The 13,388-nt window shown below is 46.1% G+C and carries 7 protein-coding genes; 2 read left to right on the forward strand and 5 right to left on the reverse strand.

Annotation, left to right across the window (positions count from 1 at the left end; all coding sequences use genetic code 11):
• Positions 1-7 precede the first annotated feature (7 nt).
• Together D2V05_RS15480 and D2V05_RS15485 are read right to left on the reverse strand one after the other, a co-directional pair.
• Positions 8-3,130, reverse strand: coding sequence for a TAT-variant-translocated molybdopterin oxidoreductase (locus D2V05_RS15480; RefSeq protein ID WP_119648486.1), 3,123 nt, complete (start codon positions 3,128-3,130; stop codon positions 8-10).
• Positions 3,131-3,163: 33 nt separating this feature from the next.
• Positions 3,164-4,507: a cytochrome c3 family protein gene (locus D2V05_RS15485; protein WP_119648622.1), complete on the reverse strand. Its 1,344-nt coding sequence runs from the start codon at positions 4,505-4,507 to the stop codon at positions 3,164-3,166.
• Positions 4,508-4,742: 235 nt separating this feature from the next.
• Between D2V05_RS15485 and D2V05_RS15490 the strand changes: the two genes are divergently transcribed.
• Entirely contained in the window at positions 4,743-5,117 is a 375-nt protein-coding gene (locus tag D2V05_RS15490) for an SPOR domain-containing protein (protein WP_119648487.1), read from the forward strand.
• 47 nt (positions 5,118-5,164) lie between these two features.
• Here the strand turns inward: D2V05_RS15490 and infB are convergent, their stop codons facing one another.
• Genes infB through rimP form a run of 3 tightly spaced genes read right to left on the reverse strand, consistent with a single transcriptional unit; the run spans position 5,165 to position 9,631 of the window.
• Positions 5,165-7,882, reverse strand: coding sequence for a translation initiation factor IF-2 (gene infB / locus D2V05_RS15495; RefSeq protein WP_119648488.1), 2,718 nt, complete (start codon positions 7,880-7,882; stop codon positions 5,165-5,167).
• Between the two features lie 41 nt (positions 7,883-7,923).
• On the reverse strand, positions 7,924-9,156 hold the full coding sequence (gene nusA / locus D2V05_RS15500; protein ID WP_119638581.1) for a transcription termination factor NusA: 1,233 nt from the start codon (positions 9,154-9,156) through the stop codon (positions 7,924-7,926).
• Between the two features lie 13 nt (positions 9,157-9,169).
• Positions 9,170-9,631, reverse strand: a complete 462-nt coding sequence (gene rimP / locus D2V05_RS15505) for a ribosome assembly cofactor RimP (RefSeq protein WP_119638580.1) — start codon at positions 9,629-9,631, stop codon at positions 9,170-9,172.
• Positions 9,632-9,959: 328 nt separating this feature from the next.
• On the opposite strand from rimP, the gene D2V05_RS15510 reads away from it, so the two are divergent.
• Complete coding sequence (locus tag D2V05_RS15510) at positions 9,960-13,373, forward strand: PA14 domain-containing protein (RefSeq protein WP_119648489.1); 3,414 nt, start codon at positions 9,960-9,962, stop codon at positions 13,371-13,373.
• Positions 13,374-13,388: the final 15 nt, after the last annotated feature.

The following is a 13,388-nucleotide window of genomic DNA, read 5'->3' on the forward strand; positions in this document are numbered from 1 at the left end:
TATTTGATTAAGCCTCGTGGGTGTTTCTTACCTTAACATGATAGAACACATTGGGTTTTGTTCCCACATGCTCCAATAGGTGGTACATTCTATCATCTTCCTTCAACTTGGCCACTTTGCTTTCTTTATCGTTGACATCCCCAAAGACCATGGCACCTGTGCTACAAGCGGCGGAACATGCTGTTTGGAACTCCCCGTCCTTGATGACCCTTCCATCCCTCTTGGCATCCAAGATGGTCTTTTGGGTCATTTGGATACACATGGAGCATTTTTCCATAACACCTCGGGAGCGAACATTCACATCTGGGTTGATAACCATTTTACCCAAATCGTTGTTCATATTGAAGTTGAACTCGTCGTTGTTGTTGTACAAGAACCAGTTGAACCTACGTACTTTATAAGGACAGTTGTTGGCACAATACCTAGTACCCACGCAACGGTTGTAGGCCATATGGTTCTGACCTTGCCTACTGTGCGATGTTGCCGCAACCGGACAAACCGTTTCACAAGGAGCATGGTTACAGTGCTGGCACATTACCGGCTGGAAGGCCACCTGTGGATTGGCAGATGCATCTTCCATCTCCCTGAATCCGCCCAAGGAGCCTTTTTCTCCCCAAAGGCCGTCCATGCTTTCCTTTTTCTCGTTGTCTTCCTCAAAAGTCTCTTCGGAAGAGTAATATCTATCGATGCGCAACCAGTGCATATCACGGGAACGACGCATTTCTCTTTTACCTACCACAGGAACGTTGTTCTCTGCATGACAAGCGATCACACAAGCCCCACATCCTGTACAAGCATTCAAATCGATGGACAGGTTGAAGTGGTGTCCGATGGAACGATCAAAAGATTCCCAAAGATCGGCGTCAGGTGACGTAACAGGAATTTCTTGATGGTTCAAGGAAACCTCAGGCATGTGGTTCCACTCGTGATGGTCTTTGGTATTGAAGATTTCCAAGGTGGTTTCCTTGATGATATCCCCCCTACCCATCAACGTTTTGTGGGATTGGATACAGGCGAACTCGTGAACACCTGCAGCTTTTTCAACCGTCACAGATTGCACATTGGCAAAATTGCCGTACAACGTATAGGCGTTCACACCAGTGGCCATTTCATCCTGCATACCGGCTTTCTTGCCATATCCGAAAGAAAGTCCAACGGTACCCACCGCCTGACCTGGCTGCACGATTACTGGAACATTTTCCAGCACCTTGCCATCCACGGTCAATTTGGCATAGTCTCCATTAAGACCTCCGTCCGCTACAATTTCATTTTCAAAGCCCCACTTTTCAGCATCGGCTTTGGATACGGTCACATAGTTGTCCCAAGACACCCTGGAAATAGGATCGGGAAACTCTTGCAACCATGGGTTGTTGGCCTGACGGCCATCCCCCATACCGGTTTTGGAATACAAAACCAACTCGGTTCCAGCACTTGTGGCATTCACCAAAGAGCGAATGGCAGAAGCAATCGGCACCACAGTGGTCTCTTCTCCCTCCGTTGTATCGGCGGAAACCATTTCGGCAGTTTCTTCACCTTCAACAGCTGGAGCCATGAAAACACCATCTTGCAAGGCTTTGTTCCAAGAACCGCCCTGAAGGATATCGGTACTCCATGTTTCCTTGATGTAATCGTAATAGGTTTTCTCCATGCCCATCCAGCCCAACAAAGCCGTTTGGAACTGTTTGGTATCGAACAACTCGCGGATTGCGGGTTGCATCAAGCTATATTGTCCTTTCTTGAACTGTGCGTCACCCCAAGACTCCAAATAGTGGGAAGCAGCCCCAACATAGTTGGCAGCTTGTGCCGTTTCATCATTGTTGAATGAAAAGGCAACGGACAAATCCACTTTTTCAAGTCCAGAGACAAACTCTTCTGAATTGGGAAGGGTGTACACTGGGTTCACACCATCCATAAGCAATGCCCCAACGCGACCTGCATTCATATCGGCAACCAACTTGGTTACCTTGGCAGTATCTCCTTGGCGGATGTATTTTGGATTTTCAGTATCGAAAGCCTCACTGGCCAACAATTTGTTGATGGCCAATACCACGGTCTGCGCATTTACATCGTTCAGACCAGTGACCACAACAGCTTTGCTGCCTGCTTTTTTAATTTCTGTGGCTACTTTTTCAACAGCTTCATCAACATCGGAAGTACCACCTCCCACATTACTGCCATTCAATTTGCCGTACAATTTGGCCAAGGCTATTTTTTGCTGGGTAGGCGTCATTGGATAACGCTTGTCCGCATTGGCGCCTGACAAGGACATGTTGGACTCCAACTGGATGTGTCTTGACATTTTACCATGCTTGGGCACCCTGCCTTTGGCATAGCCTCCTTCATAACCTCCACCTTGCCAATCTCCAAGAAAATCAGCTCCAAAGGAAACGATCAAATCGGCCTTTTCAAAGTCGTAATCGGCCAAGGCGCGTTCGCCATAAGCCGTTTGGTATGCGTTAAGGGCAGCATCCTCAGAAATGGCATCGTAAACCACATGGTTCACATTTTCACCATAAGCTGCCTTAAACTCAGCAATCAATTTATCCGTGGAAGGGCTCGCATAGGTCTGGGTCAACAAGACCACTTGCTTATTGGAACCTTTCAAACTGTTCAATTTGGCCCTCACCGTAGCATCAAGGACCTTCCATTCGATAGGTTCCCCTTTTGCCAATGGCCCTTGAACTCTTTTACTATCATAAAGGGAAAGCACGGAAGCCTGCACCCTGGCATTGGCACTTCCATTGACCTTGGCATCGGTATTGTTCTCGATCTTGATCGGCCTTCCTTCCCTAGTCTTTACCAAAATACTGGCAAAGTCAAATCCATCTGCAATGGTGGTGGCATAGTAGTTGGCCACACCGGGAACAATTCGGTCCGGTTGCACCACATAAGGAATGGATTTGTGCACTGGGCCCTCACAGGCAGCAATGGTAGCCGCCGCTGTGCTGAAACCCACATATTTCAAAAAGTCCCTTCTGGAGGTATTGGAGGCCGACAGGTTTTCCTTGTCGCCCAAAAACTCATCAACGGGAATCTGTTCTGTAAACTCGTTGTGTCTTAGCGCCTCAACAATGGAATCGTTCGGATTCAACTCCGCTTCACTTTTCCAATATTTCTTGTTTGATGCCATACGATATATCTGAGATTATCTGCTTTTTAATTCTTAATAGTGACACTTACCACATTCGATACCACCCATCATGGCCGCGGTCAATTGCTCCACACCATATTTTTTGGACAGTTCTTCATGAATGGCTTCGTAGTATTCATTGCCCTCCATCTTCACGTTGGTGGTACGGTGACAATTGATACACCATCCCATGGTAAGCGGAGCAAATTGCTCAACGATTTCCATTTCCTCAACCGGACCGTGACAAGTTTGACAGGCCACACCCGCCACAGAAACGTGCTGTGAGTGGTTGAAGTAGGCAAAATCGGGTAGATTGTGGATCCTTACCCATTCCACAGGCTGTGTCTCACCTGTATATTTTTGATTTTCCTCATCCCATCCTACGGCCTTGTACAATTTCTTGATCTCGCCAGTGTAGAAATCATTGGTATGCCCGGCAGCCAAATCCTCAGCAGAAGGCCCTTCAGGGTTTCCTGCATATTGGTAAATGGATTTGTGGCAGTTCATACATACATTTAACGAAGGGATACCTGAAGTTTTGGATACCCTTGCGGAGGAGTGGCAATATTTACATTCAATCTTGTTATCCCCGGCGTGCACCTTGTGCGAGAAGTGGATAGGCTGAACAGGGGCGTAACCCTGATCCACACCAACCTGCATCATATAGCCGTAAGCAAAATAGGCACTTGCCAATAAAAGGAAAATCGTGGTCACCAACACCAAGAACTGGTTTTGGGCAAACGCCTTCCAAATGGGCAATCTTTTTTCTTTTTCTTTATCCAGAATGACTCCATTGGCTTCGGCGATGCGGCGCAAGGTCTTGTTCACCAATATCAACATCACCACCAACAATCCAAAGACAAGGGCCAAAGCACCCAAGATCATCTCATTGGAAATACCTCCTGATGCATCACCAGAACCAGCACCAGTATCAGCAGCGGTTGCCGTAGCGGCAGCCGGAGTTGCCGGAGGCGCGGCGGTATAGGCCAAAATATTATCGATATCTTCATTGGACAGCGTAGGGAAAGGCGTCATGGCCGCTTGATTGAACTCCGCATAGAGCGCAGTGGCATAAGCATCGCCAGAGGCAATCACCCCGGGACTGTTCTTTACCCAAGCATAGATCCATTCACGATCCAATCCGGCATCGTCCGCCAAACGTTGTTCCACATTGGCCAACGCAGGACCGGTCATCTTACGGTCAAGCGCGTGACAAGCGGCACAGTTTTGGTTGAAGAGCTGTTTTCCTTTTGCAGGATCACCCCCACCCGTTTCAGCGGCGGCTGTTTCTTCCTGTGCATAAAAAGATGTGGAGAAAAGTAGGAGAGATAAACCTAAAACTTTAGAAAATAGATGGCGGTATAAAACCTTTTTCATATTTACGAAATTTCTATCGAAATCCTTGGCACGATTCTTTCTATTGAAATTGAGAACAATAGCTTTTTCAGCTACCAAGAGTGGCAACAAAAGTAAGACATACAGGCATTTTTTAAAATGTTAAGGTATTTATAACATCTAATTTATAAAGATTCTAAATAAACTGGCTCGATCAGGTTTAAAACAGAATAAATTACATTTGCACGAACAGATAATCCAAAAGTACCGGAACAACATGAAAACTTCCGTATTTACTGCTATTTTGCTAGGTTTGTCCCTTCATCTTTCTGCACAGGAGGGCAAGGTGACCATCCAGCAGGACCCAAAAATTGACGAGCTGGTAAAATTATATGCCGATGTAAATTCCAAATCGGGATTTTATCAGATCCAAGTTGGCTTTGGGGACTATCAAATGGCCCAAAACCTCAAATCTCAAATTGATATAGATTTTCCAGGATGGTATTCCAAAATAGAGTTTGAATCGCCCACCTATCGCGTTAGATTGGGCAAGTTCAAGACCATACTGGAAGCGGAACGAAAATATCTCGAAGTCCGAAAAAAATACCCGGATGCCATGCTCTTAAAACCGGAGAGCGAATCCAAGCCATAAAAAAATCCCGCCGAAAGCGGGATTTTCTTTTTTTGATAATTTTCTCATTACAGCTTTTTCTTCACTGCAACTTCTTGGAAGGCTTCCACAATATCACCTTCTCTTATGTCATTATAGTTCTTGATCTGCAATCCACAGTCATATCCTTTGGACACTTCCTTCACATCATCCTTAAATCGTTTCAAGGAAGCTAATTCGCCTGTATAGACGACCACTCCATCTCGGATTAGCCTTATTTGTGAATTTCGGAAAATCTTGCCACTGGTCACCATACAACCTGCAATGGTACCGACCTTGGAAATCTTGAAAGTTTCCCTGATCTCGGCATTACCCGTGATTTCCTCCTTGATCTCTGGGGACAACATACCTTCCATGGCATCCTTAAGATCGTTGATGGCATCATAGATGATGGAATACGTTCTGATATCGATTTCCTCCTTGTCGGCAACCTGACGGGCGTTGCCCATCGGTCTTACGTTAAATCCAATGATGATAGCATCAGATGCACTGGCCAACAATACGTCCGATTCAGTAATGGCACCCACCCCTTTGTGGATGATGTTCACTTGGATCTCCGCGGTTGAAAGTTTTTGGAACGAATCGGTCAAGGCCTCTACGGAACCGTCCACATCACCTTTCAGGATAATGTTCAATTCCTTGAAGTCACCCAATGCGATTCGTCTTCCAATCTCATCCAAGGTAATATGGCGCTGTGTCCTTACGGATTGCTCGCGTTGCAATTGGGAACGCTTGGCGGCAATCTGCTTAGCTTCACGCTCATCTTCCAACACGTTGAACCTATCACCGGCCTGCGGCGCACCATCCAATCCCAAAATGGATATTGGGGTTGAAGGTCCAGCTTTCTTGATGCTTTTTCCTCTCTCATCCTGCATGGCTTTTACCTTACCACTGCAGGTTCCGGCCAAGACGTAATCCCCGATGTTCAATGTACCCGATTGTACCAAGACCGTGGAAACATATCCTCTACCTTTGTCCAAAAAGGCTTCCACAACAGTACCGGAAGCAAGTTTGTCGGGATTTGCCTGGAGCTCCAACAATTCGGCTTCCAGCAATACTTTTTCCAACAATTCCTTCACGCCCTGCCCTGTTTTGGCAGAAATATCATGGGACTGGATCTTACCTCCCCAATCCTCGACCAAGAGGTTCATTTGGGCAAGTCCTTCCTTAATCTTATCCGGATTTGCCGTTGGCTTATCCACTTTGTTGATCGCAAACACTATAGGAACCCCAGCGGCTTGTGCATGGCTGATAGCTTCCTTGGTCTGCGGCATGATGTCGTCATCCGCAGCGATCACAATGATCGCGATATCCGTTACCTGTGCTCCACGGGCACGCATTGCGGTAAATGCTTCGTGACCCGGTGTATCGAGGAACGTTATTTTTTGGCCGCCTTCCAAGGTAACCCCATATGCACCAATGTGCTGGGTGATTCCCCCGCTTTCTCCGGCAATTACATTCTCTTCCCTAATATAGTCCAACAAAGAGGTCTTACCGTGATCTACGTGACCCATTACGGTAACGATCGGAGCCCTTGGTTTCAAATCTTCAGCGGCATCCACTTCTTCCTCAATGGATTCTTCGATCTCGGCAGTAACAAATTCTACCTCATAACCAAATTCATCGGCCACTATGGAAAGGGTTTCCGCATCCAAACGTTGGTTCATGGTCACCATGATACCCAGGGACATACAGGCAGAAATGATTTTTGTAGTGGGCACATCCATCATGGCAGCTACCTCGTTCACGGTAACGAACTCGGTAACCTTGAGGATTTTGCTTTCCAATTCCTGCTGTTCCAGGTCTTTTTCCGTTTGTTGACGGTGCTGGTCCCTTTTCTCCCTGCGATATTTGGCCCCTTTGCCCTTACTGGCCTTGCCTTGGAGTTTTTCCAAGGTTTCCCTTACCTGCTTTTGTACTTCTTCCTCTGTAGGCTCCACTTTAGGAACAGCAGTTCGCTGACCACCTTTTCTACCAATTCCATTGCCTCCTCCCGGTCTATTGGGACGTCCGTTACCGGACTGTGGCCCTCCATTTTTAACGATACGTTTTCTGCGCTTTCTCCTATCCGCACCTGCATCTGAAGAACCTCCATTGGACTTTTGGCTGTCCTCTTTCTTCTTCTTTGGTTTTTCGAATTGGGAAAGGTCTATTTTATCACCAGTGATCTTAGGCCCGGAAAGTTTTTGGTATTGGGTTTTTATGGTACCGGACTCCTTGGGTTGCTCCTCCGTCTTCTCTTCCTTTACTTCTTTTGGCTCAACCTTCTCCTCTACTTTTTTGACTTCTACTTCTTTTGGTTTTTCCTCTACAGGGGCAGGCGTAGGCTTGGGTTCTTCTACCGTTTGTTTTGGCTCTTCCTCTTTGGGTTGACTTGGCTTTTCGTCCAAATCTATTTTACCAACGGTCTTGGGACCGGCAAGCTCGGCCTTGGCCTTGATCACCTGCTGCTCCGCATTGCGTTTTTCCCTAGCAATCCTTCGCTCTTCCTGTTCCTGTTCCATTTGGACTCGGATAGCTTCTTTTTCCTTCCTTTTCTCCTCACCAACTTCTTTGGAAGCTACTTTTTTACTCTTATCCGTTTGGAACTCATCCAACAGGACCTGATACACCTCATCTGAAATTTTTGTGGTAGGACGTGCCTCTACCTCATGGCCCTCAGAGGCCAGGTAGTCTACCGCCCTTTCCAGTGAAATGTTCAATTCCCTAAGAACTTTATTAAGTCGTATCGTTGGATTTTCTGCCATAAATTAATTTCCTTGCCCTAAAATTCGCTGCTAATATAAGTCTAATCTTCAAATTCTTCCTTCAGGATGCGAATCACATCCAGGATTGTTTCTTCTTCCAAATCGGTTCGCTTAGCCAAGTCGGTCACATCTTGCTCCAAAACACTACGTGCGGTATCCAAACCGATCTTCTTGAGTTCCTCAATCACCCAACTTTCAATTTCATCTGAAAACTCGGTCAATTCCACATCTTCCTCAACACCTTCACGGAACACATCTATTTCGTAACCAGTCAATTGGCCTGCCAATCGAATGTTATGTCCACCCCTGCCGATAGCCTTGGAAACTTCCTCTGGCTTAAGATATACCTGGGCGGTTTTTTTCTCTTCGTTCAATTTTACCGATGAAACCTTCGCAGGGCTCAATGCCCTTGTAATCATCAATTGAGGATTATTGGTCCAGTTGATCACATCGATGTTTTCATTGCCCAACTCGCGGACAATTCCATGGATACGAGACCCTTTCATCCCCACACAGGCACCTACCGGATCGATCCTATCATCATAGGAATCCACGGCCACCTTGGCTTTTTCACCAGGAATACGAACCGCCTTTTTGATCGTGATCAATCCATCGAACACTTCCGGGATTTCCTGGAAGAACAATTGCTCCAAGAAAATAGGTGAAGTCCTCGACATGATGATGGTCGGCTTGTTCCCTTTCAACTCAACACTTTCAATGATACCACGGACATTGTCCCCTTTACGGAAAAAGTCGGATGGAATCTGTTTTTCCTTTGGAAGGATAATCTCGTTTCCTTCATCGTCCAACAAGATCACGGCCTTGTGGCGAATGTGGTGCACCTCAGCGGTATAGATTTCACCTTCCAAATCCTTGAACTGCTTATAAATTGTGGTGTTATCGTGCTCATGGATCTTGGAAATCAAGTTTTGGCGCAAGGCCAAAATGGCCCTTCTTCCCAAGTCAATAAGTTTCACTTCTTCGGAAACATCTTCTCCCACCTCAAAATCCGGCTCGATCCTTCTGGCTTCGGTAAGGGATATTTCCTCATTGGGATCTTCTACTTCCCCATCTTCCACAACCACTCGGTTTCTCCATATCTCCAAATCCCCTTTATCCGGGTTGATGATGATATCAAAATTGTCGTCAGAACCAAACTTCTTCTTGAGGGCACTTCGGAACACTTCTTCCAAAATGGCCATCAGGGTCACCCTGTCTATAAACTTATCGTCCTTGAACTCCGAAAAGGATTCGATGAGCGCTAGGTTTTCCATTTTTCTACTACGATTAAAATTTTAATATAACTTTTGCTTCTTGGATATCAGAAAATGCAATTTCCTGCTTTTTCTGTACTGTTACCTTTCCCTTACCTGTTGGTTTGGGCTCACGGGCCTTCCACTCCAAGGTAATACTATTTTCAGAGGCATCCACCAAAGTCCCTTCCAATTCTTGACCAGTGGTGCGTACCTTTATTTGTCGTCCAATATTCTTGGTATACTGACGTGGAAATCGCATGGGAGAAGCCGCTCCTGCGGAGGCCACTTCGAGAGAGAAGTCCTCTTCCTCCCGATCGAGGTTATGCTCAATGGCCCTGCTCACATCCATACAATCCTGCAGACTGACTCCTTTATCACCGTCCAAAACCACCTTTATGGTATTGTCCCCGCCTACGGTAAAATCAATCAAAAACAAGGAAGGACGTTCCTCCAAGGCCTTGTTCAACAACGATTCCACTTTTTCCTTCAACATAAGAGATCAGCAATAAAAGAGGGGACCCAAAGTCCCCTCATGAATACTTCTATATCCGTTCAGTGGTGCAAATATACGACAAATATTCCTGTAACTGCAAGTATGTGGTACACAAAACATTTGATACAACTTTATTCATGATGCATTTGGTCTAGATTAACCCAATATTACTTGCCCTCTCCAATACCGCTCTATGTAAATTTCAAAAGGATGAGCATATCCCAGACTCAACAAATTTACCCATTAACATGGCTATTTCCCCATTTCACAACAAATATTTTCAGTAAAGCATACCAAGATTAGTTTTGTATGCAAATCAACAAGGAACATGACCTCAACATTGTTCGTCAAGGGAAAAACTCCTAAAATTTCCAATGGCCATAAGGCTTTATTGGTATTCTTTTTATGGGGAACCTTCCTCTCTTTTTCGCAGACCACTCTTTGGAGTGAAAACTTCACCTATGGCAACAACACCCAGAGCGGTACTGCCACGGGACCCTCTGCATCCAGTTGGACCACTGATAGGGGAAATAGTTTATCTGTTCGAAACAATTCCCTACGCGGAAGAAATTTAGGCGGTATGGGAACTTGGCAGGTCAATTCCATTGATATCTCAGGATATTCCTTTATCAGTTTTTACATGGATACTTGGGCAAATACACCCAGCGAAATGGATAATGGTCAGGATTATTTTAGAGGAGAGTACCGCATTGATGGCGGGTCTTGGCAACAATTTGTAAATGCATCAGGATCTAACTCAGACCCCTTAAATTCCTCCTACACCGTTAACCTATCCACAGCCGGAAATACTTCACTTGAAATTAGGGTTCGGATGTACAACAATGATGGTGCGGAACAATATTTTATTGACAATGTCACCGTGGAAGGAGTTTCTGGCATCTGTAACGGGGAAATCGACTTTGAGTTTTATGACAGTGGCCCTTCTGGAAGTACAGTGGACAACATCCCAACCTCTGGCGCATTGGGTACGGGCACCTATACCAGTTTTGACGTTGACGCCCTCCAAAATCAAGAAGATCCAGGGGATACCGATTACTTCAGTATTCGATATGACGGGTACATCCAAATAGATGCTGCAGGATCATACACTTTTTACACTTCTTCGGACGATGGTTCCAAACTTTATATTGATGGCAGCGAAGTTGTCGACAACGATGGGGCCCACGGTACGCAAGAAAGATCGGGATCCATTTCGTTGACTGCCGGTCTTCACAGTATCCGGGTCCTCTTTTTTGAAAATGGCGGTGGCGAAACCTTAACAGTACAATACCAAGGGCCATCCATTTCCAAGCAAAATATTCCATTCTCCATATTGTACTCCAATTGTTCCCAGCCCGATTTGGACAATGATGGTGTACCGGACAGTACGGATGTAGATGACGACAACGATGGTATTTTGGACACGGACGAATGCGGGGGAGCAACGGGGAGTACTTATGTGCAGACCGCAACGAATGTTCAATATTTCAATAATGTTTCCAATGCCCAAGGAAACCCCGGCACCACATATGCTGCCAATTCGGTTTCAACCTACCAAGGCCAGTCCATTTTATTGTTACAGTTTGCCCAGGTGATACCAATGGGTACTACTGTCAGTGTTTTCTTAGCAGCGGACCCTAATGCAAACAGTAATAGTGGTATTACAGATATGCAGATCCAATATACCAATGGCAACTATCTGGCTGATGCCACCGATGTTCCATCTGGATCTATAACAGAAATTACATTTACGGTTTCAACCAGCAATTTTCAATCCTTTAGGGTGATGGCCTACCAAACCGGAGCAAGGGTATACGGTGCCAGTTACAGTGGTTCTTTTGATTGCTCCACGGTGGATACGGACGGTGATGGAATTCCCAATTACCAAGATCTGGATAGTGATGGCGACGGTATCCCCGATAATGTGGAAGCCCAGACTTCAACCGGTTATACGGCACCTTCGGGAACCGATTCCGACAATGATGGATTGGACAACGCCTACGAAACTGGTGGCATAGCCTATATTGATACTGATGGGGATGGCACCCCTGATTTTTTGGATACGGATAGCGACAACGATGGAACCAACGATACCACCGAAGCCGCATTGACCTTATCCGGAAGCGATTCCGATAACGATGGATTGGACAACAATATTGATACTACCTCAGGTTATAGTGACCCAGGCGGTACCATTGACGACCCTACCACCACAAGTGGAGGAACCTTGATGCTACCTGATTCGGATGGGGATTTAGGTTCTGGAGGGGATTTGGACTTCAGGGATGATACCGTCGATGCGGACCAGCCACCGTCCATTACCGCTACAGGAGATCAGATTTTCTGTCCCGGTAGTACCATTCCAGTTGTGGAAAGTGTCAGCATTACAGACCCGGACAGCAGTACCTTGGATGCGGTATTCATACAGATCACCTCCAATTACGATAATACAGGGGACCTTTTAAGCTTAACAGGCACCCATCCCAATATTACCGCAAGTTGGGATGTTTCAGAAGGTAGATTGACCTTGACCGGACCAACAACCTTGGCTGAATTTGAGGCAGCCATCAGTGCGGTTGTTTTTCAAACCACTGCAACAGTAACTTCTGGGGAAACTCGTAGTTTTTCCATTGTGATGGATGAAGCCAACTATTTGGCGTCGACAGGACACTATTATGAGTATGTACCCTCATTGGGAATTACCTGGACATCGGCAAGGGATGCCGCTGCTTTACGAACTTTTTATGGCCTTCAAGGATATTTGGCCACTATTTCCATTCAAGACGAATCCGATCTTTTGGGTTCACAGGCTCCCGGTGCCGGTTGGATCGGAGCCAGTGATGCCGCATTGGAAGGGGACTGGTATTGGGTAACAGGTCCCGAGGCCGGAACATTGTTCTGGAGAGGAAACGCAGGCGGAACAGCTTTTGCCTATGAGTTTTGGAACGCAGGGGAACCCAATAACAGTGGTGATGAGGACTATGCGCACATTACCGCACCTGGGGTAGGCTTGCCCGGATCATGGAACGACCTTTCCAATACAGGTGCAGGCAGTGGCGATTATCAACCCAAAGGGTATTTGGTGGAATACGGTGGAATGCCAGGGGATCCACCATATCCAGATCTAGCAGCCACTACAACCATTACTGTGGATACAACAGCTCCAACAGCAAGTGCTCCGGCTCCATTGACCGTGTATTGCTCCGGGGATATTCCAGCAGCGGATGTGACCGTAATCACCGATGAAGCTGATAATTGCGATCCAAGTCCTACTGTTACTTTCATCAGTGATATGAGTGATGGAGGATCTAATCCAGAAATTATCACCAGAACCTATAGAATTACCGATGCCTCTGGAAATACTTTTGATGTGGAACAGACCATCACAGTGGATCCTTTCACCATCGACACACAACCTTCAGACCAAAATATAATTGTGGGCAACAATGGAAGTTTTTCCGTTTCCACTACTGGAATAGACACCTTCCAATGGGAAGTGAGCACCGACGGGGGCAGTAATTTTGTTCCGTTGGCGGACGGTACCGATTATAGTGGGACCTCAACGGCAAACCTCACTGTTAACAGTCCGGATTTGGATAAAAACGGATATATCTTCCGTGTTTTGGTTTCCAATTCCACGGCAAGTTGTACAGCATTGACCTCAAACCAAGCCACTTTGAACTTAAAGGTCGGAACGGTCATCACCAACAGAAAAATAACCTATCGGGTAAACAAGAATTAACAAAAAAGGGAGCTG

Origin of the sequence: Flagellimonas pelagia, from assembly GCF_003584135.1 — a bacterium.
GTDB lineage: Bacteria > Bacteroidota > Bacteroidia > Flavobacteriales > Flavobacteriaceae > Flagellimonas > Flagellimonas pelagia.